The organism is Haliscomenobacter sp., from assembly GCF_041740695.1.
Taxonomy (GTDB): domain Bacteria; phylum Bacteroidota; class Bacteroidia; order Chitinophagales; family Saprospiraceae; genus Haliscomenobacter.
In genome coordinates this window covers 1-24941 of sequence record NZ_JBGSLK010000091.1, presented here as the reverse complement: position 1 = coordinate 24941, position 24941 = coordinate 1, and the positions used below count along the sequence as shown (strand labels likewise).

Annotated in this window: 14 protein-coding genes and 1 pseudogene; 8 read left to right on the top strand and 7 right to left on the bottom strand. The window is 46.9% G+C overall.

Annotated elements, in window-relative coordinates; all coding sequences use genetic code 11:
- Nucleotide 1 precedes the first annotated feature (1 nt).
- Nucleotides 2-931, bottom strand: coding sequence for an NAD-dependent epimerase/dehydratase family protein (locus tag ACEW9O_RS18075; RefSeq protein WP_373551588.1), 930 nt, complete (start codon nucleotides 929-931; stop codon nucleotides 2-4).
- 236 nt (nucleotides 932-1167) lie between these two features.
- On the opposite strand from ACEW9O_RS18075, the gene ACEW9O_RS18070 reads away from it, so the two are divergent.
- Both ACEW9O_RS18070 and ACEW9O_RS18065 read left to right on the top strand, forming a co-directional pair.
- Nucleotides 1168-1800 (top strand): RNA polymerase sigma factor, encoded by a 633-nt coding sequence (locus ACEW9O_RS18070; RefSeq protein ID WP_373551587.1) that lies wholly within the window; start codon nucleotides 1168-1170, stop codon nucleotides 1798-1800.
- Nucleotides 1801-1810: 10 nt separating this feature from the next.
- A complete protein-coding gene (locus ACEW9O_RS18065) occupies nucleotides 1811-3049 on the top strand; it encodes an energy transducer TonB (RefSeq protein WP_373551586.1) in 1239 nt (412 codons plus the stop codon).
- A gap of 317 nt (nucleotides 3050-3366) precedes the next feature.
- On the opposite strand, the gene ACEW9O_RS18060 is transcribed toward ACEW9O_RS18065, so the two are convergent.
- From ACEW9O_RS18060 to ACEW9O_RS18035, 6 genes are all read right to left on the bottom strand, one after another.
- Nucleotides 3367-4008 carry a peroxiredoxin gene (locus ACEW9O_RS18060; protein WP_373551585.1) on the bottom strand — a complete coding sequence of 214 codons (642 nt, stop codon included), beginning with the start codon at nucleotides 4006-4008 and terminating at the stop codon, nucleotides 3367-3369.
- A gap of 138 nt (nucleotides 4009-4146) precedes the next feature.
- Nucleotides 4147-7011: a TonB-dependent receptor gene (locus ACEW9O_RS18055; protein WP_373551584.1), complete on the bottom strand. Its 2865-nt coding sequence runs from the start codon at nucleotides 7009-7011 to the stop codon at nucleotides 4147-4149.
- A gap of 120 nt (nucleotides 7012-7131) precedes the next feature.
- Nucleotides 7132-7995 (bottom strand): sulfite exporter TauE/SafE family protein, encoded by an 864-nt coding sequence (locus ACEW9O_RS18050; protein ID WP_373551583.1) that lies wholly within the window; start codon nucleotides 7993-7995, stop codon nucleotides 7132-7134.
- Nucleotides 7996-8228: 233 nt separating this feature from the next.
- On the bottom strand, nucleotides 8229-10781 hold the full coding sequence (locus ACEW9O_RS18045; RefSeq protein WP_373551582.1) for a TonB-dependent receptor: 2553 nt from the start codon (nucleotides 10779-10781) through the stop codon (nucleotides 8229-8231).
- A 28-nt stretch (nucleotides 10782-10809) separates the two neighbouring features.
- The gene (locus tag ACEW9O_RS18040; RefSeq protein WP_373551581.1) at nucleotides 10810-11019 is read right to left on the bottom strand and encodes a hypothetical protein; all 210 of its coding nucleotides are present in this window, start codon (nucleotides 11017-11019) and stop codon (nucleotides 10810-10812) included.
- A 129-nt stretch (nucleotides 11020-11148) separates the two neighbouring features.
- Nucleotides 11149-11853 (bottom strand): phosphoadenosine phosphosulfate reductase family protein, encoded by a 705-nt coding sequence (locus ACEW9O_RS18035; protein ID WP_373551580.1) that lies wholly within the window; start codon nucleotides 11851-11853, stop codon nucleotides 11149-11151.
- Between the two features lie 192 nt (nucleotides 11854-12045).
- Here ACEW9O_RS18035 and ACEW9O_RS18030 point away from each other — a divergent pair, with 192 nt between their 5' ends.
- The 6 genes and pseudogenes from ACEW9O_RS18030 to ACEW9O_RS18005 all read left to right on the top strand — a co-directional run.
- Nucleotides 12046-12417 carry a winged helix-turn-helix domain-containing protein gene (locus ACEW9O_RS18030; RefSeq protein ID WP_373551579.1) on the top strand — a complete coding sequence of 124 codons (372 nt, stop codon included), beginning with the start codon at nucleotides 12046-12048 and terminating at the stop codon, nucleotides 12415-12417.
- Nucleotides 12418-12789: 372 nt separating this feature from the next.
- Entirely contained in the window at nucleotides 12790-13530 is a 741-nt protein-coding gene (gene modA / locus ACEW9O_RS18025) for a molybdate ABC transporter substrate-binding protein (RefSeq protein WP_373551578.1), read from the top strand.
- 163 nt (nucleotides 13531-13693) lie between these two features.
- Complete coding sequence (locus tag ACEW9O_RS18020; RefSeq protein ID WP_373551577.1) at nucleotides 13694-15226, top strand: hypothetical protein; 1533 nt, start codon at nucleotides 13694-13696, stop codon at nucleotides 15224-15226.
- 766 nt (nucleotides 15227-15992) lie between these two features.
- Complete coding sequence (locus ACEW9O_RS18015; RefSeq protein ID WP_373551576.1) at nucleotides 15993-19640, top strand: cadherin domain-containing protein; 3648 nt, start codon at nucleotides 15993-15995, stop codon at nucleotides 19638-19640.
- Nucleotides 19641-19718: 78 nt separating this feature from the next.
- The gene (locus ACEW9O_RS18010) at nucleotides 19719-24086 is read left to right on the top strand and encodes a cadherin domain-containing protein (protein ID WP_373551575.1); all 4368 of its coding nucleotides are present in this window, start codon (nucleotides 19719-19721) and stop codon (nucleotides 24084-24086) included.
- Nucleotides 24087-24169: 83 nt separating this feature from the next.
- Nucleotides 24170-24941, top strand: a pseudogene (locus ACEW9O_RS18005) (hypothetical protein); the annotation flags it as partial.

The window sequence follows — 24941 nt, the reverse complement described above, 5'->3', positions numbered from 1 at the left end:
ATTATTTTTGCTGTTGCAAATGAGCTACGGTTTCTTGGATGCCTTCGCGGTAGGTGGTAGCAGGATGTTTAAAATGCCGGACATATTTACTGCTGTCAAACAGATAATCGTATTGGTTTTGGTAGAGCATTTCTACGGCTTCCCCCATTTCGGGGATGAACAAGCCCAGGATGCGAGTCATCCATTTGGGCACAAGGGTGTATTTGAATTTGGCTCCAAAGGCTTGGGCAACGAGTTCGGCAAAATCCTTTCCGCTTAAGGCGTCAGGATCGGTTGGTAAATTCCAAATCTGATTGTAGGCATCCGTTGTGTTGCCTAGGGCAGCAGTAGCTCGGGCTGCATCGGGTGTAAAGGTATAGGAATGTTTGGTATTTGCGTTGACCAAAATTTGTGGGGTTTTACCTTTTGCCAGGTTTTGGAAAACCATAAAATCCACAAAGCCAAGGTTGGCATCAGGGCCATAAAAGTCGGCAGCACGGGCAATGATGGCCTGAATATTGCCATTTTGGACCTCATCCAGGAGCATTTGTTCGATTTTAGCCCGAACTTCACCTTTTTTGCTGCATGGATTCATTGGGCTTTCTTCCGACATCCAACCTTCTACTTTGCCCAGTGCGTACACATTGCTAAAAAAGACGAGGCGGGTTTCATTGGCTTTGCAGGCATCGATGACATTGCGCATCAAAATCGGCCATTTTTCTTGCCAGATTTTGCTGGAGTAAGGCAACCCTGCGGTGAGGTAAGCAATGTTTGAGCCTTTTAAGGCCGCCTGGACTGCTTTAGGATCAAGCAAATCAGCTGCAAATAATTCGTCGTTTTTGTTGATGGCTTTTGGATTACGGCTGACGAGGCGGATTTGATCGGTGTAAATCATGAGGCTTTTGGCTAATTCGTTGCCAATGACGCCTCCGGCGCCGAGGATGGTTTGCATGGTATCAGGTTTTGGTATGGATAAGCTTTAGTTGGTTCTTGTTTAAGGTCGGGATTTTTGGCCGTAAATCCAGCGCAGGGAAGAATTTTTTTTAACGAGTACTATTTCCACGTTCCCTTTTCCTATTTTTACCCGTACAAGGGGCGATAAAAAAATAAGTGCTTCATTTTGTCAAAGGATTAGATAAGTTAACGATTCATTTTAAGTGTCTTATCTAATCCTTTGACTCAGGAAAAATGAACACTTATTTTTGCCCCACTACCAATGATAATTTGATCCATTTGAAACTGCGTCTGTTTACACCCAAAGCGGAAACGTCCTCGGACGAAAACTTGCTGGCCCACTATCAGAAGAGTGGCGACCTGCAAGCTTTGGGTACCATGTACAGTCGTTATACGGAATTGGTTTATGGCGTTTGTTTGAAATACTTGAAGCAGGAAGAAACGGCAGCCGATGCAGTCATGGAAATTTTTGAAGAATTGGTTCAAAAAGCGAAAAAGCACGACATCGCTCAGTTTCGGCCCTGGTTGTACGTTTTGGCCAAAAACCATTGCCTGATGCGTTTGCGCAAGGCAGGCCAAAATTTTACCGTAAGTTTTGATCCCGGACTTATGTATTCCCTCGAATTGTTGCATCCTGATGCAGAAGAGCTTCCAGATCGGGAAGTGATGCTGACAAAATTGGAAAGCTGCATCGAAAAACTCTCCGATCAACAAAAGGACTGTGTTCGATTGTTTTATTTTGAAGACCGCAGTTACAAGGATATTGCCGATGGGATGCAGGTGGATTTGAACATTGTGCGATCCCATATCCAGAACGGGCGGCGGAATTTGAAAAATTGTGTAGAGGCACCCCTCGCGGGTGCCTAAAAATAAATGTATGCAAAACCAGGCATTAATCGATCTTTTACGACGTTGGCTGCGCGGTGAAACCCGAGGCAGCGAAGAAAGTCGTTTGGAACGAGCAGCACAGGAAGATCCTTTCCTGGCAGATGCCTGGGAGGGTTTGAGCCAAAAGCCTCAAGCCGAGCACTTGCAGCAGCTCAAGCAACTGAATGCTAGAATTGCCACTAGGACTCAAACAGATCAGCGCAAAACTGGGCCGATTTTGATTTGGTTGCCCCGCCTAGCTGCTGCTGCTGCGGTATTGTTACTGCTTACTTTTGGTTGGAAATGGCTCTTTAACCCTGTACCCAGTGAAGATTTAGTGGTTGATGTTCCACAAATTGAATCAAACAGGGAAACCGAATCCAAACTTGTTCCTGCCGTTCCAGAGGTAGCCAATGTCCCCATTGAAAAAACAGAAAAAACACCACCCCAAAAACACAAAGCCAATCAAGGACCTGAACCTGCCACCTTCAGCACTGAAGAGTTAGCTGATGAAGGCGCAATCAAAGAAGATGCAAATGGCCTGGCCGCTGTAGAAATCGCCGAAGCAAAACCTAAGGTAGAAGCAACTAGAGATGATGCTCCTGGCAATGCCGCCAGTAGTCGTGCAGCAGGCAATGCGGCGGATAAAGACCTGGCAAAAATTAGCCCACCTGCTTCTACACGTGATCTGACTGCGCTACAGCCCATTCCCACCGTAGGAGGCATAGTGGTAGATGAACGTGGACAACGCGCAGTGGGCATCCCCGTACAACGCGATGCCAATACCTTCGCCATTACCAATCGCGATGGGGCTTTTGCACTGCCTTCCTCCGCCCCCGCACAAGTGAAGGTCGTTGATCCTGAATTTGAAACGCAGTCGCTGCGCCTGGATGATAACGACGAAAAAGTAGTGCTGCAACGCAAAACCAAAACCTTAAAAAAATCCTTCGAGGCCAGCGACCGCCGGGAAGGGGTAGGTTATCCGAGTCCGGAAGGAGGCTTTGAAAAGTTTGAACAATACATTCGGGAAAATCTCGAAACGCCCCACGAGGCCAAACGGAACGCCATCAGCGGAGATGTCACCCTGGAATTTACGTTTGAAAAAGATGGAACACCGACTCGGATCAGCGTACTGCGTGGTCTGGGTTTTGGTTGTGATCAGGCCGCTGAACACATCATTGAGAATGGCCCAAAGTGGCGCAACGGGAAATCTGGAACTTGGGTGATCTATAAGGTGGTATTCAAATAACCTACGAATCCTGAAGTTTTTGAAATAAACTATCATCTTTGACTGAACGCGCATGAATTGCCTCCAGCTTTAGCTGGTGGGTAAGCAGTGGACGCTAGTTTTGGGCTTTAGCCCCATTTATTAAGTTGATATTGGGCTAAAGCCCATTCAAGATTTGTCCTTCAAACCACCAGCTAAAGCTGGAGGCAATTCAAACGCTAGAGCCTAGAGAACGGTAGCGGTGGGAAAACAGCCCATGAATTTATTCGTGGGAAAGTAGCGCCCTGTCTTGCGACAGAGCGCTCCGAAAAATATACTCGATTATTAAAAACTTGTTTCTAATCTTCCAAATCTGGCTGTGGTGTATAGCGCAGATACGGCTTCACAATGGTTACTCCCTTAGGGAATTTTTCAATAGCAGCCTCCGTAGATACCGCAGGCACCACAATCACATCTTCACCATGTTTCCAGTCGGCAGGAGTCGCCACGCTGTAATTGGCAGTCAGTTGCAGTGAATCCAATACCCGTAGTACTTCCGTGAAATTACGACCCGTAGATGCAGGGTAAACAATCATCAGTTTTACCTTTTTATCTGGCCCGATGATGAACAAAGAACGCACTGTAAAGGTCTCCGAAGCATTCGGGTGAATCATATCGTACAAGCCAGCCACCGTGCGGTCTTCATCCGCAATGATGGGGAATTGTACATCGACATGTTGGGTTTCGTTGATGTCGTTGATCCAGCCTTTGTGTTTGTCCAGGGGATCCACACTTACGGCCAGCACTTTGGTATTGCGCTTGGCAAATTCGTCATTCAGTGCAGCAGTACGGCCTAGCTCAGTTGTACATACCGGAGTGTAATCAGCAGGGTGTGAAAAAAGGATACCCCAGCCAGTACCCAGGTACTCGTAGAAGTCAATTTCGCCCGCAGTGGTTTGGGCTTTGAAGTTGGGCGCAATATCGCCGAGACGCAAACTCATATTCTTTGTTTTTAGGTATATGTATGGAATGAGAACATACTTGGATTGAAAGCGGTTTAGGATTTTTATGATTAATTCGCCGCACTGTATCCAATTCCTAAAGATAAAAACAATCCTGCTGATCAGGTTTGATTTTAATCACTTCTTCCAGATATCCCAGGTCACACTCAGGTAGTACAAGGCGCCAATGGTTGGCCCGGCTGCGTACTGAATGTAACGTTTGTTCGCCAGGTTGGTGCCCCCCAATTTGAAGGAAGCGTTCCATTTTGGTATTTGTAAGGATACTTGAGCATCTACGGTTGAAAAAGCAGACACTTGGCCTTCCGCCAATGGCGTCTGCCACCGGAAAGTATCCTGCCATTTCCACACCACGTTGAACCCAAAATTGGGCAGTACTTCCCGGTTGCCAAACTGAATATTGCCCGACCAGGTTGGCGTGTTGAAGCCGGTGATGAAAATGTCGTTGTCGTTTTTGGTTTGCAAATCGTTGTAGTTCAGGTTGCCGGAGAGCGAATACTTTTTGTAAAAGTTGTAGCTCAAACGCAGCGCCGAACCATAGTTGTAGTAGGTATTTGTAGCATTGGTAAACACGCGGTAACGAACCTGTTTGTTGCGGTCCAACATGTTCAACACTGAGGCGTCGGTACCCACTTTGCCATCCAGCGGTACTGCTACTTCCACCTGTCCAAGGAAGCCACCATAGACGTTGTAATAGAAATCCCAGTCGAGCACCACTTTGTTGTCAAACAACACACTCTTCACCCCGGCATCCCAGGCTTGTACGGCTTCTGGTTTCAGTTGTGGCAAGTTGGCAACCGCCAACAAGTTGCGGTTTTTGATCCCAGCATCGTTGCGGGTACTGCCTGCGGCCACATCTTTGTTCACTGCTGCGGTAAAAAGATCGAGGGAGTTGAGGGTATAGGAGTTTTCGAGGAAGCCCAGGCCTTCATTCACTTTGGCCAAACCACCTACCCGGCGTACATTGCCATTGTTGACGTAAGAAAGTGCCTCAAACAAAGCTGGGAAACGTACCCCCGACTGGTAGGAAATGCGGTAGTTCCATTTTTCGTTCGGCGAATAAACGGCAGCTACCCGTGGATTCCAACGCCCGGGGAAGTCGTAGTTGTGGTCGTAACGAATCGATGCAACCAGTTTTAACTTTTCTTCAAACAACAACTTGGTGGCTTGGGCAAAAGCACCCAGCTTGGAATACCGAACCTTATCACCTCCAGGCAAAGTGCGGTCTTCAATCGGACGGCTAAAATCAACAAAATTGTTGCCATCAGGAATCACCTCGTTGACCCGCAAATCGCTGCCCAGCAACAAGCTTACTTTTTCCTTAAACCAGTGCGAAGCATCGTATTGCAGTTCGCCATGGTACAAATGACTGCGTTGCCAGAGCGCAGCTCCACCCGTGGCAGGGGCGCCTGCGATCAAAGAAGCGTGATCCCAATTGTTGATGCCGATAATCTTGTTTTTCAAGTCTTGGAATGCCTGTGTTCCTGGTTCCGGACGGCCATTGTCGGCGTTAGCGCGGGCGGCCAGGTGTGCTTCAGTCAGGGACTTGCCCTGGTCGATGCCAGTTTGCAAGGTAGTTTGATACAGAGCGCTCCAATCTTTATTGGTTTTGGTCGTCAATTCGAAATTGTCTACCAAAGGTTTGAGATTGTAAGAATCGCCCGTGTTTTCGTCAGTGAAATACACCCGGGCGGTCAGGCGCTTGTTCTTCAATTCCAATGAATGGTTTTGCACCACGGCATTGTTGAGCCTGATTTTGTTGCCACGCTGGAAGGTACCATCCATACTCCCGTAGCGGTAGTTGTAGTTCAACTCCCAATCTTTAAAAGGCCGATAAAACAGCCCTCCTGAAAATTTCAGGTTGCTTACCTGGGGTTCAGTCAGGTCTTTTTCCCAGTACCCCGTGCGGCGTACATTGAAGGTTTGGCGTTTGCCCAGGTAGTTGACGGCTACGGCTACGTTGTTGTTGCGCTCATCACCGTAGCGGTTCCAGGCGTCGTAAGCGGGGTTGGTTTCGCCGCTGCCCAGTTCCGGGAAGGCTGGATTGGCTGAGGCTCTGTTGCTGGCATTTTGATCCACGGCAGCCGAAGACACCCAGTCAATGCCCTGGAAGTAACTCAGGTTGAGTTTTACGGCAACTTTTTCAGCTTTGTCCAACACTTTGGCAAAACGCAGCGCAGTTTCGCTCATCAAGGCAGTGGGATGGTCGATGGCATCGACATGATTCACGCCGACGCGTTGATAAAAACTCAAACCCTGGGTTAAAAATGGATTTTTGCTGCGCAAATGGGCCAAACCATTGATGGAGTTGATCCCATAAAGCGCGGAAGCCGATCCAGGGGTAATTTCTACCGAGGCAATATCCAATTCAGATGGACCGATGGTGTTGCCCAGCGGTACGCCCAAGGTAGCTGCTTGTACATCCACCCCATCCACCAGTTGCATGAAGCGGAAGTTATTCGGGTTGTTGAATCCCCGGGTATTGGGTACTTTTAAGGTCAAGCTCGAGGTAGTCAGTTGCACTCCCTTAACGTTTTCCAAGGCATCGTAATAGGATGCAGCTGGCGTTTCGCGAATGGCCCGAATGTCCAGTTTTTCAATGGCAACAGGTGATTTGAACAAGCGCTCTTCCACCCGTGAAGCGGTAACGACCATTTCATCCGACATCATCACCAGTGGCTGCAATTGGAATTGGAGCTTGGCGCGTTCATTTTCTACGGTAAACAACTGTTTTTCGTAGCCCACAAAAGTAATTTCCAGGGTGAAAGGAAAACGTAGGTAACTTTTGATCACAAATTGTCCCGTACTGTCCGTCACCGCTCCTGCATCATGTTCACGAATGTATACCGTGGCATTGGCCAAGGGCGTTTTTGCAGCCGCGTCTTTCACCTGGCCACTGATTTCAACCAAGTTGTTCTGGGCACTGACTCGATGGGTGATGCCCAAGGCCCATATGAGTACAAAGAGGAGATAAATCTGTTTCATAAATCGAGCTTTATCAAATTGAAAAACTAATTCTATTGATTTTATCGAGTTTTTTGCCAAAAAAATTCACCCCTCTTGAAGTGAATTTTTTGTTGATTAGGAGCTTGTTTAAAACGAGCTCTAAAACAACCAGGTATACAGGGTGTAAGTTTGTGAAAGAATAATGGTGATCCCTACTAAAAACATCAGCGATTTTGCACTGATCTTCCGAACCAACAATGCGCCTAGTGGTGCGGCCAAAAGCCCACCTACAATGAGTCCAAAAACCACCTGCCAACTCTCTACAACAACAAAGACCAGAAATACCAAGGTACTGCAAAAAGCCACAAAAAACTCAGCAGTATTGACCGTACCCACCGCCTCGCGTGGATCATTGCCTTGATTCACGATGTTGGAAGTCACAATCGGCCCCCAACCACCACCACCAATAGAATCGAAAAAACCACCAAATGCCCCCAGCAAAGAGACAAATTTTATCTCGGTCTTTGGGCGTTGTGATCGAAAGCTTTTTAATAAGATCAGTACCCCTAAAAAAAGCAAGTACATGGTGACGTAGGGTTTGATCCATTTGCCGTCAAATACTTCCGAGATCATATATGCTCCAATTACAGCGCCCAAAATACCGGGTAAAATGAGGCGCAATAGCAATTTGCGGTCAACATTGCCCAAATACAAATGAGAAAGCCCGGAAGCCCCGGCTGTAAATACTTTTGTTGTATGGACACTGGCGGTTGCTACTGCCGGAGAAACGCCAAAGTGAAACAACAGCGTTGTGCAGGTTACCCCATGGGCCATTCCTAGAGCGCCATCAATTAGTTGAGCGATAAAGCCGGTCAGCAAGTAGGCGAGAAATGTCCAGTCAAAATGAAAGGTAGCAACTCCTCCTGTTTGACTCCATACACTCCCAACCAAGTAGATAGCCATTGCCACCTTGAGTACCACAATGCTTACTGTGATGTGTCTAAGCGTAATTTTTTCGAGCATATTTTGAGTTTATTGGCGTTCAAGACACAAATTTATTAAAACCTCATCAACTTAGTAGAGTTTATTGAGAAAAATTATTCTCCCAGCTGTAGAGTTGACTCTATCTGTCATAAAAACAAGAAGTTAGAATGATTTTTTTTTTCAAAGATAGCAAATTTTATAAGTTGTACAAGAGGATGGAATAAAAGCACACGGGATATCTCCTTATCCTGTGTGCTTTTATGTATGCTTTATTATAGCGTGTAGCGCAAAGTCACGCCATAGGTTCTTGGATCACCCAAAACCCCGGCATAGTGACCTGCACTTCCTGCTGCGGGCAACAATTGCTCGAAGTAATCCTTATTCAACAGGTTGCGTCCCCATACGAAAAGGGACAATCCATCATTGGCCCGGAAACCTATCCGGCCATTCACTAGGGTATACCCCTCAATGTTCAGGAACTGGGAAGGTGAAGGACTAGAGGAAAACTCGGAGCGGTAGTAAGAATCAAGCGCCAGGAAAAACTTGCCTTCTTCGCTGGTCAATTTACCCGCGAAGCTCAGCTCGCCACCCAGTGAACCTGCCCATTTGGAAATCCCAGGCAAGCGGCCCCCTGAAATGTCTTTAAAGGCACCACTGGCTGAACCTGTTTCTTCCAATGGAACCGGAGCGTTTTTGAAAGAAACGTACTTGCCATCGGTATAAGCTACGGCGCCATACACATAAAACGCTTTGCTGATTCGGATGTTACCATCTACTTCCAGCCCTCTTACCCGTACGTTCTCAGCGTTGGCCAGATAACCACGGTTTACCCCCACTTCGGCAGTTTGTACGTTCGTTTGGTAATCCTCGATATCGGTGTTGTGGTATACAATGTTCAAGGTAGAGTTTTCGGTTGGCGAAGTTTTGATGCCAATTTCCCAGTGGGTCACGTACTCCGGCTTGACGCGCGCCAAATCCAGCAATACGGCACCGTTCGCGGTGGGCAAACCACCCAGGTTTACACCCACGGGTTTGTAGCTGGTAGAATACGTAGCAAAAGAGTTGAAGCGCTTTGAAGCTTTAAAAGCAATGGTCAATTGACCAGATAAGTTATTCTCATCTACACTTGTTTTGAACGCTTGATCACTATATACGCCACGCTTGATGGCGAGCAGTGCTTGGTCGGTCGTTTGCAAGCCCCCATACGTTTTGCGCTCGTAGTCTACATCTTTTGTGTCGTAGTTGTAGCGCAGACCGGGCAATACGTGTAGTTTTTCGGTAATGGCCCAGTCAAGTTGACCAAATACTGCCGCTCCTACGGTTTGCAAACGTGAAGTGGTCTTGATGCCATAACCCTCCAATAGCCCAGGCGTTTTCCAGAGTGCGCTGGTCGAGTTTTGTGAAAAACGCCACTGGGCAGCGCCGGATTCTTCGGTATGTACGGGGTCGGTATTCAGGTCTTGGCTAATGTAGAAGGCCCCAATCACACCACTCAGTTTGGAGGAAATATCGCCTGCATAACGGATTTCCTGCGTCAACTGCGTATGCCGGGAAGTTGCGGCAGATTTAGACAAGACAGGTAAACCCGTAAAGTCGCGGTCGTTGGAAGGATCCCAGTTCCAGTAGCGCCAAGCCGAAGTAGAGGTCAGGGTACCCTTACCAATTTTGGCGTCCAAATTGACTGAAAAACCGCCCAGTTCATTCCCTGAACGCCAGGGTGAATCGTGGTCAACAACACGGTCAAAAGGATTTTCAGAAGGCAAGGCATACTCCAGGTCAGCGATGATTTGTCTGAACTGGCGATATGGGGCACGCTGAGTAGTCACCACACCTGCAACAACCTGAGCAAATCCATCCGGTTTTTGGCTGGACACATCCCCCGTAAAATTGATTTTTACGTTGTCGCTTAGGTTGTAAAGCAGTTGCCCACGCAAGCCCAGGTTGTTCATGTCATTGATGTACTTTTGGGTACGCGTATTGTAAATCAACCCATCGCGCTGGGTCCCAGAGAAGGAAAGGCGTCCTGCGAATTTTTCACCAATTGGCCCAGTAATTGAGGTTTTGGCCTGGATGTAGCCGTAGTTGCCGTAGCTCATTTCAAAAATGGCTCCAGGTTTGAAGCTAGGCCCGTTGGTGACGATGTTGAAGGCACCGGCGGTGGTGTTTTTACCAAACAAGGTACCTTGTGGGCCACGCAGTACTTCAATGCGCTCAATGTCGATAAAGTCAAGGGTAGTAGCGGCGGGACGAGCATAATAAACGCCGTCTACATAAAACCCTACCCCAGGGTCAATCCCGTCGTTGGTGAGGCCAAAGGTAGAGCCCAAACCACGTATATTCAATGTCGTGTTACGAGGATTAGAGGTATAGAGTTGTACCGTAGGCACCAGTTCCTTGAGGCGGTTCACATTGAACGCGCCGGCATCGGCCACCAGTTTGCCGCCTACTACCGAAATAGGAATCGGCACATCCTGCGCAGTTTCGTCCCGGCGGCGTGAAGAGATCACTACTTCCGACAGGTTGTTGTCGTCTACCAGTTTGATCTCCAAATTGGTAGCCAAACTCGTCACTTCAAGTTCTTGAGGAATAAAACCTACCGAACTGATGCGTACCACAAAAGGCAGTTCTTTTTTGACCTGCAGCTTAAACTCGCCGTTGATGTCTGCTACCGTAAAAAGGTTGGTGCCTTTTATGACCACCGTAGCGCCTACCAGCGGCGTACCGTCTTTGGCCTTAACATTGCCCGTCAATTGATCCTGAGCCAGGATAAGATTAGCCCAAAGCAAGAGGGGAATCAATAATCGCAAAGTTTTTGTCGTGCTCATGCTCATTGTATTTAAAAGTGTAAATGTGTTAATCACGGGTGTTTTGCTTTCGAATTGCAAAGGAGTTATGGTGCAAAAATGAGCCGCCACGCATCACTTTTATAGGTACACAGTTCAACTGGGTCAAAGCTATCGCTTGACCCTCAGGATTATCCGAGAGCTGGGCGGTACTTAAAATATCTGAGTAATGATCAGGGGGAGAATTGTCTGCACACCACTCCCTTACAATGCCCGCCAAGTCTTGGAGGCCAAAGGTATTGGGGGTAAAACTTTTGACAGGAGCCTTGGTGGTGAGGCAAATTTGTAGCTCAACGGATCATCCACCATGCCGTTTTTGATTGTTTTCTACAAGGAAAATATGAACTATCTACACCGCTTGTTTACGCACGCCAGGAGTATGTGGATGGATAAAAATGCGTTGGGCATGCTCCCACCACCAGCGGCCATCCCAAAATTCGGAGCTATGCGCCGTTTCGATGTCCTGTGCATGGCCTACCCGCAGGTAACCCTTATTGTGCAGGGGGTTGAAAGGAACCCCTTCGCGCAGTACTTCCACAAATACTTTGTGAAAGGAGCGGTGAAAGAGGGGATGAAATTCAAAAATCTTCAAGGATTTGTTCCAGGAAAAATCAGCGGTGAGCTGACGGCCTTGCCAGCTTTGACCGGCGCGAGTACCGGTGATCAACAACATTTCACCTTGCAAAACAGACTGTAGATTATCTTCCAGTGAAGATGTAGTCGCTGCTGGATCTTGGGGCTGGTTTTCCAATATACTGCCATCGGCAGCATAAACGGCAATCGGCACTTGATAACGCTCCTGGGTTTTTGCCCAGGTAGCGTAAGTTTCTTTGAAGGGGTAGTTAGGATTACTCACGACGATCTTGATGGGCAAGTTGTGTATGGCAATCCAATGGGTGATGAGTTGGTCTTCGAGGGTAAAATTGGTCAAAAAAATCGCCTTGCCTGCGAATTGCTCGGCGATGAGGCGGAGATTTTGCAGGGGGTTAGCTTCGCCCTGGGCGTCCAGTTGGTTGGCGATTTGTGCGACTAGTGCTTGGGTCAGCGAATTCATCTCCTTGTAGTTTTTGATGATTTGTTAGTTGAGCGTTACAAAGATAGGGGAATGTTTTTAAAAGTCTAGTTTTTCGATAGAGTTTTTGAAAAAATTAATTCTGTTGATAATTTTTTACGCGAATTGAGGTGATAAAGCGGTGATGTATGGACTTTAATGGTATTTTTCATTCGAATAAAAAGACATCAAATCTTGAACATCCAAAAATACCTCAAAGAAAGCTCGTCTTACCGCGTCAGTGGCATGATACGCATCGTTGGCCCCGACGAGCCTTTCCTTGGCCCTGGGCGGATTGAACTCATGGAACGGATTGCTGCCACTGGCTCGATCAACAAAGCCGCCAAAGAAATGGGCATGTCTTACAAAAAAGCCTGGCTGATGGTGCAGTCGCTCAATCGGCAGGCTGAAACGCCACTGATTGTGACCCAAACGGGCGGTGAGCAGGGTGGGGGAGCCCAACTCAGCGAGACAGCCCAAACACTCATTCAAACTTACCGCGAACTGCGCCAGCGCTTTGAAGCTTTTTTGCAGCAAGAAACTCGAAACCTATTGCGCGGGGAATAATGCTGAGCAAAGCTTAAAAAAACAGCTCGGGTTGAACTTTTTTTGCTTTTCGTTATTTCTTTAAAAATATAACGCTATTTTAGCTGCGGCTTCTCGTAAGCGCCAAAGGCGCGCATCTTTACTAAGGTGCTCTTAGGTGCCTAAGGTGGTTCAAATTAAAAACTTCTAAAGTTTTCAGAACCAATTAGGCTCATTTTGAACCACCTAAGGCACCTAAGGGCACCTTAGGTTGTGCATCTCCGATGCTGAGTACAGGCCAGATTCAAATTTGTCTATTGATATTAGGTTATATACGGCAACCGGGGCTTCTTTTCGCAACTGAAAAGGAGCCTACGGTTCTTTTCAAAAACAAGATGACTTTGTATGAAATGTATGCCTTCTATTATTGTAGCCTTATTTTTCTTTGCTATCCCTTTGCTATCCCAAGACCTCTCCGTAGCCGCCGCCGCCAATGTCCGTTTCGCCCTTGAAGACATTGAAAAAGCATTCGAAGCCAAAACCAAACTGAAAGTTGACATCAACTACAGTTCCTCCGGTAAACTGAGCACCCAAATCACCCAAGGCGCTCCTTTTGATGTGTTTGTGTCTGCCGATGTAGATTATCCTCAAGGTTTGCAAAAAGCCGGGATGACGGCTAATGCACCCAAGGTCTATGCCCAAGGCACGTTGGTGTTGTGGAGTACTCAGCCGGGGCTTGTGCTTAAGTCAGATGGTAAAATTCTGTTGGACACTCGGGTAAACAAAATTGCAGTAGCTAACCCCAGAACGGCGCCCTACGGGCGAGCGGCCATTGAATGGCTGAAGAAAAAAGGCTTGTATACAAAGGTGGAAAGCAAATTGGTGTACGGTGAAAGTATTGCCCAAACCACCCAATACATTTTGGCTGGAGCCTGTGAGGTAGGGCTAACTGCTAAGTCGATGGTGATGGCCGAAGAAATGCGCAGCAAAGGCAAATGGATAGAAATTGATCCCAAACACCATGCGCCGATTCGCCAGGCGGCCGTGATTACTAGCTATGGACAAAAGCAGCACCCGGAGGCCAGTCGAAAATTTTTTGATTTTTTGTTTTCAGCGGAAGCTAAAAAGATTTGGAAAAAATATGGGTATCAGTAATCGCTTTTATTGGTGTTAAAAAGTAGAATCAGCGCAATTATCTCCGAATCCAGTAATTCCCCACTGTATTATCCCCAACTTATGCTTACTTTTAGCCTTGTCTTTTTGAAGCTTTGCTTCTGTAGAACACTAACACCTAATACTTGACGAAAAACAAACCACCATGAATCTGGTAAAAGGGCTGGCGGTGCTGATTCACAATACTAAATTGTACCTACCAGAGTTATTGCAAAGTATTGAACACCACCCCAAGTTATCGGTATTGTACGAAGGTTTCATCAGCGACAAATTTAAAGATGACGACGATGCTGCCCTACAGCTTTACCAAGCCAATAAACGTCATTCGGCTTACTTGAAACTAAAGGGGAACCTGCGCCGGCGTTTGGTGGATGCCGTTTTTTTCATCGACATCGTCAAAGAAAAATTCTCGGATCGCCAACGCGCCTATTTTGAATGTTACAAAGAATGGGCTGCTGCTAAAATCATTCTCAGCCGCAATACCCAGCCCGCAGCAATGATTTTGTTAGAGCATATCCTGAAAAAGGCCGAAACTTATGAGTTCACCGATCTGGTCACGGATATTGCGCGGGCCCTGCGTTTGCACTACGGTACCCGCGAAGGGCGTCTGGACAAATTCGGTCATTTCAATGAGTTGTACCATAAATATTGGAAGATCCTGAGTTTTGAAGACCTGGCTGAGGAGCTGTACGCCAATTTGAGTGCTAGCTATGTACAAGACAAGTCGGTCAAAGCGGAGACCCAGGAAGCTGCGGTCCAATTTTATGCAGAACTCCAACCTGCAGTAGAAGAATACGGTACTTATCGACTCTTGTTGTACAGTGGCCTGATTCAACTCATCATTCATTCCAGCGTCAATGATTATGAACAATTGCTGGGCTTATGCGATGATATGCTGGACAAATTCAGCCAAAAGCCCTACACCGCTGGAGTCCCGATCCAAATTTTTAACTATCAGCAATTGATCTGCTTTATCCAGCTTGGTGATTATCCTCGAGGACAACAAGCGGCACCACGTGCACTTCAGTACATTGAAAGAGGTTCTTACAATTGGTTTAAATACAACGAACTTTTTCTTCAGCTCTCTTTTCACAACGACAACTTTCAGGGCGGCTGTGACGTGCTGGAAATGGTATTTAATGAAAAAGCTTTTGAGGCTTTACCCGCTCCCACCAAGGAAATTTGGTACATCAACTTGGCCTTTGCCGTATTTTTACAGCGTGAAGGAAAAATCTCACTTCCACCCGATGACTCCGTGTTCAATCATTTCCGGCTAGGAAAATTTCTCAACACCATTCCTATTTTTTCCAAAGACAAAAGAGGAATGAACGTGCCTATATTGATTGTACAAATGTTGTTGTTGCTCCAGGAACAAAAAGACGATGCGGTAATTGATCGGATCGAAGCAATGAAAAAATATTGCAGCCGTTACCTCAAGGAAAATGAATTGTTCAGGAGCAACTGCTTCATCAATATGTTGCTTGAAATCCCACTACAGAATTTTCACCCCGTTGCTATTCAGCGGCATACCGAAAAATACTGGCAACGATTAACCAAAGTACCATTGGAAATGGCACATCAATCCCGAGAAATCGAAATTATCCCTTACGAAAAACTATGGGGTATCATTTTAGAACATCTGGAAAATAGAGATACCCGAAAAGGGTTAGAAAAATAGAGTCAATTGTAAAAAAGGACTCCAGCACCTTGATTATTTAATTAGACAGCTTAAAAAGAAGCCAAGAGGGCTTTTCCGTAAAAGCAACAAATCTGAATAATCTAATAAATTGATAGCAAGACTATTAAAAAAAATACTTTTCCTATTAGACGTAATTAATAAAGAAGCAAAATGGCGTTTAGTGTCCTTACATCTTAATGTAGACCTCCCGATATTTGTAATCGTAAAGTTTTTTTGAACACTGTAAATACCGTTTCAATGGATGTTATCGCCTCAATCACTATGATTGTTGAACTTGTTACGTTTAACAAAGTGATTACAATCGACACCGTTGGCGCTTAGACGCTAATGGCACTCTAACACTGTGTGCTAAAAAATGCACCTAACAATGAGCTAGCCAAAACTAGAAACCCCCCAATTGAACACTGTATCAATTGTTTTGGCTGGCTCAGCTGTTGAATTGACTCAATTTTGAAGATAACATTCGCTACGTTTTGTCTATCCCTTAAATGCTGATTATTAATTTATTAGGACGAGTATTTACTTGGTGAGCCTTAAAATGCCTTGTTGATGCTGACTTCATGTACAGTATTCAAATACACCTTTTATAACTGTTTTTACAAGACGACCGCACATGCAAACACGCTACAAATACTTGAAATCGCTCAAGTCTTTGAACGGGAGAGGTTTATTGCCATTTTTGGTGAATCAATCCTGTACGCTTCAAAGACTTAGTCCAATCCTATCCACCCTTCAATCCTCGCTGATGCAGTCAAGATACCTATGGATATTGGCGCTGATGCTTGTTAGCGTTCTGGAAGCAAAAGCTTACGATAAAGCACCGATGGCCAATTTTGGTGCGAGCAACTACCCTTGCAATACCAAAATGCCTTGGGTAGATTCGTCATTTAATGGACTTAGCTCCTCGGTTATAGATTTCGCTGCTGATGGTCTCGCTTGTATAGGCAGCAATACCAATCTTGGTAATTTGCGCAATAATAACCTGAGTGATTTTGCTTCCATCAATTTCGTCAGTGGATTGGGTGGTTGTAGTTCTACCTTAAGTGTGGTGGATACAGATGTATCTGATACCTATCCTGTAGGGACCTTTGCTGGCTATCGCGTCGGAACAGCAGGTTTAGTGGGGATAAGCATAGGCCTGAACATTACCATATCTACCTATAATGGTGGCTCTTTTGTTGAGTCTCAAACAGTAGTAAGTTCTGGATTAGGGTTGAACTCTAGCCTGATCAATGGCGACGGAACGGCCACCCTCGGTTTTGTAACTACTGTTGGTGCCTTTGATGAAATTCGCATTACCTACACCGCTGCTGTAGCCTTGCTATTTACCGGGACAGTATATCATGCAGTAGTGCAGCGCTACTGTGCAGGGCCATCCCTGGCTTGTAACGTTCAAACTCGGATGAACAATCCGACCTTCCCAACCTTAATAAGTGCCACCAATACGGGCATTACGGGCGGTGTATGTGTAGGTTGTTCGGTCAACAATGCTGAAAATGCAGTGAGCAACAGCACTACCGATTTTGCAACCATCGTATTGACCGCCGCCTTAGGAACAACCGGGTCGATTGCAGTTATGGATCAACTCACCGACTACCCTTTAGGAACTTTTGCGGGTTTTGACATTTCAAATCCCAACTTGGTCAACGCCAATTTGTTGTCAGGGATAACGATTAGAACCTATAAAAATGGTGCGCCGAGGGAAACCTCAAATGCGGCTACCCTGCTCTCCGTGGGCTCTACCTTGTTGACAGGCGCAGGGAAACAAACCGTGGGGTTTGTCACGACAATGGATTTTGACGAAGTGAAAATAGAAGTGACCAACTTGCTGGGGGTTGCCAGCACGACCAATGTATATGGTGCCGTTTTCCAAAGTTTCTGTGTGGGGCCAGATTTGCCTTGCAATACGCTTACCTCAATGGCTACACCCGCGTATCCAGTCTTGGTTGCAGGCCCTAATACGGGCACCTCAGGGATAGCGTGTGTACTGTGTAGCGTGGATAGTACCAATAACCTGATTGATAACATCCCGAACAATTCTGCCAGAATCAACCTCACTGCTGGGGTTGGATCTGTTGGTAGTATTGCGGTTAGAGACCAACTTACGGATTACCCAGCCGGAACTTTTGTGGCTTTTGACATTGAAAATACCGCAGTAGTAAATGTTGATCTACTGGCGGGCCTCACCATTTCTACCTATTTGAATGGGAATCCTGTTGCGGTAGAAACTAAAACTGGCCTGGCTGCCTTACTTGCAGTGGGCACTGGCCTGCTCACTGGCAATGGCCGACGAACTGTTGGTTTTGTTACCGCAGCTCCTTTTGACGAAGTAAGGTTGAGTGTATCCAACACCCTTTTGGTCAATGTAGGCATTACCAGAGTGTTTAATGTATTTTTTGAAAAATTCTGCCCGGTTGTGCTGGAATGCAACACGACCAATTATTTGAATGGACCGGATTTTCCGGTGATCATTGATGATTCACTCAGTGGGGTAGATGGTTTAACTTGTGTCGCTTGTTCGGTACAAGATGCACCTTATGTGATTACCGATGATACCACCGATTTTGCGGTCATTACTACTGTCATTGGTGCCTTGTCTCCTGCTTCCATTGCGGTAAAAGACGTGCTCAGTACTTTCCCGGCTGGAAGTACAGCAGGGTTTGTGATTCGGGATGTGAATACCCTTTTGCAACTTGAATTGTTCAACAGCATTACCATTACGACCTATAATAATGGGATACCACAAGAAAGCGAGAATGGAAGTGGCCTGCTCGATCTGGCGGTTTTGGGCTTATTGAATGCAAGTTTAACTGGGCCCGGGGATTTTAACATTGGTTTCCGTACGACCTTACCCTACGATGAGATTCAAATCAGTGTAGGCTCTTTGGCCAGTGTCATCAACATCATTCAGGTTTATGGGGCATTTGTGGATACCCGTGGGGCCAACGATGGCAGCTTAAATTGTTGTCCAACCACTGCGCCTCTTTTAAGTGCAAATACCATTAGCAATACCTGTCCAGCAGTGACAGTTGACTTGAATAGTTTGGTTACCAATATTCCACCGATGGGTGCTGATTCCACCGTGGTTTGGTTTACCAATAATGGAGCAACAGGCACCGCCTATCCAACTCCGGGTGCGGCTACAGCAGGAACTTATTATGCATTCTTTTATGACACCATAGATAGTTGTTATGGCCCTGCTTCTGGCGCAGTTACCGTAACCATCAACACTTGTCCTCCAGTCATTACTTCCAATGGTGGTGGCCCAACGGCAGCTGTGTCTGTTCCTGAAAATACCACCGCAGTCACTACGGTAATCGCTAGTGATCCAGAAAATGGTGTGGTTACTTATAGCATTACAGGCGGTGTAGATGCTGCTTTATTTGCGATTGACCCAATGACGGGTGCCTTGACCTTCAATACCCCGCCTGATTTTGAAAACCCAACGGATGCAGGTGGCAATAACGTATACGACGTGCAAGTAACGGCAACGGACCCAAGCAATGCTACTGATGTTCAGGATATTGCAGTAACGGTGACCGATGTCGACGAAAATGGCCAACTCTCGGTAAAAGTATTGCTACAAGGTGCCTTGTTTAATAGCCCTACTCCCGGTGTCATGCGTGACAACCTGCGCTCAGGAAACTATATTCCGCTCAATGACCCATATACCGCATCTGGTAATCCTCGCTTTGCCCATGCTGGAGCTGGTGGAGCTGCTTCCACTACTTCTGGCGTATTGTCTGCCAATGCAGGTACGGATGATGCCATCGTAGACTGGGTCTTTGTGGAGCTGCGTAGTGCCCTGGATTCAACAGTGGTTGTAGAAACCCGTGCGGCAATGTTGCAAAGAGATGGAGACGTAGTCAGCCCTGTTGATGGTATTTCCCCATTGGTGATTCCCGGTACGGCAGGCAACGCATATTTCGTGGCCGTTAAACACCGCAATCACCTCGGGATAATGACTGCTACTGAACAGACCTTGACACTGGCAGGTACTACGGTTGACTTCATCACCATGAGTGACGCAAATGTGTACAACTTTACTTCACCCTTTAGTTATGACGGTGCTGAAAGGGTTACGATTAATGGCTTCAAGGCGCTGTGGGCAGGAAATGCCAATGCGGATAAAAAAGTCAAATACCAGGGCCCAACCAACGACAATGCAGCGGTGCTGAGTCAAGTCCTGACTTTTCCAGGCAACACTTTAGGTGTGTTCAACTACGACCTCGCGTTGGGGTATTTCTATGGTGACCTCAACCTGGATGGTAAGGTGAAATACCAAGGTACGACCAATGATCCTGGCTTCATGTTCCTCAACCTGATTACCAATTTTGTATTGAACTCGCTGGATTTATACAATTACGATTTATTCAACGAGCAAATTCCATAACCAAGTCCTTCATCTACTTCTCTTTCCTGCACGCAGGAAAGGGAAGTTTCTCCTTTTTGACCACTCAAATTGTATTTCATGAAAAAATTATTACAACTTCTAACCACACTAGGATTGGTATTACTTGGAGGAGTCCTGTATGGACAAAACCTCGAGTTTACCCTCCGCTACAATATTCCCCTGGCCCGCTATGAGGTGTATGCCCGACCCTCAGCTACCAATGCAACTTTTGCTTGGGGCCCTTCACAAATCTCAATTGTAGCACCAGCCATTGTGCCTGATGCTGCTTTTACGATTACAAGTGTAAGTGCTGGTGCCTGGATAGACAACTCGATTATTGTTGCCCCTACGGTAACTCCTGCTTTTGATTATCATGGTGTTGGTTCTTTGGGGGCGCCCACCAACCTGGTGATGAACGTAGAAAAACTGATTTTCCATTTTACCATTGCAGGTGGTTGTTATGATGGACTGCGCTTGTTCATCAACGGCAGCGACCCCAACTCGGCTGCTGCTGGCATGGGTGGTGGCGACTTTTCCAATACCGTATCCGATGGTTTGGCTCAAGAACGTTATGTTGGCAACTACAACAATAATGGAACCACTTGTTTCCCTGATACGGACGGCGATACAGTTACGGATAACGTTGACTTAGACGATGACAATGATGGTATTCTGGATACCGTAGAAAATGGCCAACTCAGCACCGATACCGATGGTGATGGCGTCATCAACAGTTTGGATCCAGATAGCGACAATGATGGCATTAGCGATGTTGACGAAGCAGGAGGAATCGACCTGGACCGAGATGGCGAGGCCGATGACAATGATGGCATGCCCGCCAACAACAACGGTATTCCTTCTACCGCAGGTACGGGAGATACACTGGTTGGTGATGACTTTGACAATGATGGTCGCCCCAATCCATATGATTTGGACAGCGACAACGACGCCATCAATGATATAGTAGAAAGTGGCAATCCGGCCTTAGTGGATGCCAACGACAATGGTGTAGTAGATGGCCCGGACACTGATGGAGATGGTATTCCTGATTCTGCGGACAACTTCGTTGGCTTCGGAGACTCAGCAGATCCCGCCCCAGTCAATACGGATGGCATGGGTGGCCCGAACTACCTGGATATCGACTCAGATGGTGATGGTTTAACGGATATTGAAGAAAGTGGCGTGGCCAACCCAGGTACACTGGATGCCAACGATGATGGTTTTATCGACAACAATTCTGACCCTGAAGGAGATGGTATACCACAAGTGGTAGATGGGGCTCCAGTCGTATTTGGCGATGCAAATGATCCAACCCTACCCGACAATACCAACGACGGTGACCCAGACTATACCGATCCCAACAATCCTCCGGTGATTACTTCGGATGGTGGTGGCCCAACGGCTGGTGTTTCGGTACCAGAAAATACTACAGCTGTAACCACGGTAACCGCTACAGATCCAGAAAACCTGTATGGCACACCCAAATTCAGCATTACTGGTGGGGCTGATGCGGCGCTGTTTACCATCAATGCGGCTACGGGGGTATTGACATTTTTAGTTGCGCCTGACTTTGAAACCCCAACCGATGCGGGTGCCAATAATGTGTACGATGTGCAAGTAACGGTAACCGACCATGGTACCTTGACCGATGTACAAGACATCGCAGTAACGGTTACCAACGCCAACGAGCCTCCGGTCATTACCTCCAATGGTGGCGGGCCGAGTGCCAGTGTTTCCATTCCTGAAAACACCACACCGGTAACGACTGTAACGACTAGTGATCCCGAAAATGGTGCGATTACGTACAGCATTACAGGGGGAGCCGATCAAGCTTTGTTTGTCATCGATCCAATGACGGGTGCCTTGAGCTTCATCACACCTAAGGATTTTGAAAATCCAACCGATGCGGGTGCCAACAATGTATATGATGTGCAAGTCACTGCTACGGATTCAGGTTTATTGACCGATGTACAAAACATTGCCGTCACTGTAACCGATGTCAACGAACCTCCCACCATTACTTCTAATGGAGCTGGCCCAACTGCCAATATCCCAGTAGCGGAAAACACTACAGCAGTAACAACCGTAACAGCTACCGATCCTGAGAATGCATATAATGTGCCTAAATTTACCATTACCGGTGGTGCGGATGCAGCCTTGTTTACCATCAATGCAGCAACAGGTGCTTTGAGCTTCATCAACGCGCCTGATTTTGAGGTGCCAACGGATGCCAACACGGATAACATGTATCTCGTGCAAGTTACAGTCACTGATGCAGGTCTCTTGACTGATGTCCAAGACATCACGGTGCCAGTTACCAACGCCAACGAAAATCCGGTGATTACTTCGGATGGTGGCGGCCCCAATGCCAGTGTTTCCATTCCTGAAAACACTACGGCAGTAACAACGGTAACAGCAACCGACCCCGAAAATGGTACGGTGACTTTCAGTATTACCGGCGGTGCTGATCAAGCCCTGTTTACCATCGATCCAATGACGGGTGCGCTGAGCTTCATCACGCCAAAAGATTTTGAAAACCCAACGGATGCTGGTTTGAATAACATCTATGATGTACAAGTAACGGCTACCGATCCATTGGGCGGAACCGATGTACAAGCCATTGCTGTGACTATAACCGACGTCAACGAAGCACCAAGCATTACCTCGAACGGAGCTGGTCCAACTGCAAACATTCCAGTGCCTGAAAACACTACCGCAGTAACGACTGTAACAGCTACCGATCCTGAGAATGCATACAATGTGCCTAAGTTTACCATTACCGGTGGAGCAGATGCCGCCTTGTTTACCATCAATGCAGCAACGGGTGCTTTGAGCTTTATCACCGCTCCTGATTTTGAGGTACCAACGGATGCCAATACTGATAACAATTACGAGGTACAAGTAACGGTCACGGATGCAGGCCTCTTGACCGATGTGCAGGACATCACGGTGCCAGTAACCAACGCCAACGACGCACCAGTCATCACTTCGGATGGTGGTGGTCCCAATGCCAGTGTTTCCATTCCTGAAAACACTACCGCGGTAACCACCGTTACTTCGATGGATCCAGATGGTAATCCAGTTACCTATAGCATCACGGGTGGTGCTGACGGCGCCTTGTTTACCATCGATCCAATGACGGGTGTACTCAGCTTCATCACGCCAAAGGATTTTGAAAACCCAACGGATGCAGGTGCCAATAACATTTACGATGTTCAAATAACCGCTTCGGATGGCAACGGAGGAACGGATGTACAAGCCATTGCGGTGACCGTAACCAATGTCAACGAGGCACCAAGCATTACCTCAAATGGTGGTGGCGCAACGGCGAGCATTTCCATTCCTGAAAATTCTACACCTGTTACTACGGTTACTGCCACGGATCCAGAAAACCTCTATGGTATACCTAAATTCAGCATCACGGGTGGAGCCGACGCGGCTTTGTTCACTATTGATGCCAATACAGGCGCCTTGGCCTTTGTATCAGGACGCGATTTTGAAAACCCAACTGATGCAGGTGCCAACAATGTGTACGATGTACAAGTAACCGTAACCGATGCAGGTGCGCTGACTGATGTACAGGCTATCGCAGTGACCATAACGGATGTGGATGAAAATGGCCGTCTGCGCGCTAAAGTGCTGCTTCAGGGTGCCTTGTTGGGTACCATGACTCCAGGGGTAATGCGCGATGACCTTCGCTCAAATGGCTACGTTCCACTTAACGATCCTTACACCTTATCTGGTAACCCACGTTTTGCCCATGCGGGTAGTGGTGGAGCAGCTAGCGCGACAAACCTGGTGTTGAATGCTGATGCAGGTACTCCTGATGCGATTGTGGATTGGGTGTTTGTCGAATTGCGCAGCTCGGGTAATTCCAGTGTAGTTGTTGAAACACGTGCTGCATTGGTACAAAGAGATGGTGATGTAGTAAGCCCAGTTGATGGTGATTCCCCACTTGAGTTCACCAATTTGGCGGGCACCAGCTACTTTGTTTCCATCAAACACCGCAACCACCTGGGTGTGATGACCGCTTCTGCTCAAACTTTGACGGTTGGTGGTACGGTAGTTGATTTCACTACCATGAGCAATGCCAATGTATTCAACAATGCAGGTTATGATGGTGCAGAGATGATTACCATCGGTGCGGTAAAAGCACTCTGGGCAGGTAATGCCAATGCCGATGTGAAGGTGAAATACCAGGGGCCAAGCAATGACAATGCGACTATCCTTTCACAAGTATTGACGCATGCAAGCAATGTAGGTGGTACTTATAACTTCGATTTGGCACTGGGCTATTTCTCTGGTGACATCAACATGGATGGCAAAGTGAAATACCAAGGTAGTGGTAACGACCCCGCTTTCATTTTTGCCAACATCATTACCAACTACACGCTGAACTTGATGGACCTGTATAACTACGATTTATTTGTTGAACAACTTCCATAAGATCATTCATATCGATTAACTACAGCCGGCAGCGAAAGCTGTCGGCTCTTTTGAATCTACAAGACATTTCAAAATCTCTGGGCATGAAAAAGACGATACTCTTTTTTATTTATTCACTTTTCTTGAGCAGTATTCCCATGCTGGCTCAAAACCTTCAGCTCACGGTCAGGTACAACCTGGCCTTGTCGCGTTATGAGGTTTACGCGTTGCCCTCGGCGAGCAATGCAACTTTTTTTTGGGGCCCTTCCCAAATTTCTATAGTTGTTCCGGCTTCTGTACCGGATGCGGATTTGGTCATTACAAATGTAGAAGCGGGTGCTTGGGATGACAATTCCAACGCCTTTGCTCCAGGTGCTGCACCTGGCAGTGATTTCCATGGTGTAGGTTCCTTGGGCGCTCCTGTCAACTTTACCTCTGGTGTGGAAAAGTTGATTTTCCATTTTACCCTGCCAGGTGGTGCTTGTGTAGAAGGAATTCGTTTGTTTAACAACGGAAGCGATCCTAGTTCTGCAGCAGCAGGTATGGGTGGCGGCGATTACCGCAATACCGTTGTTGATGGTACGGCAACGGAGCGGTATGTCAATAACTTCGCCAACAATGGAACGCTTTGTACGGAAGTACCCACTAGTTGTGGTTGTTACAATGTAAGTGTTTCATTGGATGCCAATTGCCAGTTCACACTTACCCGTAACCTCGTATCTGACGGATCTTGCGCCGGAGCATACGTACGGGTTATGGACAACAACCAAACCAACGGTGCAGTAATCGACTGTGCTGGTGTTTGGACTTATGGCTTGTTTACAAGCGACTCTCCCAACGCAACCGTAATTTGCTGGGGTAAAGTAACTGCAGAAG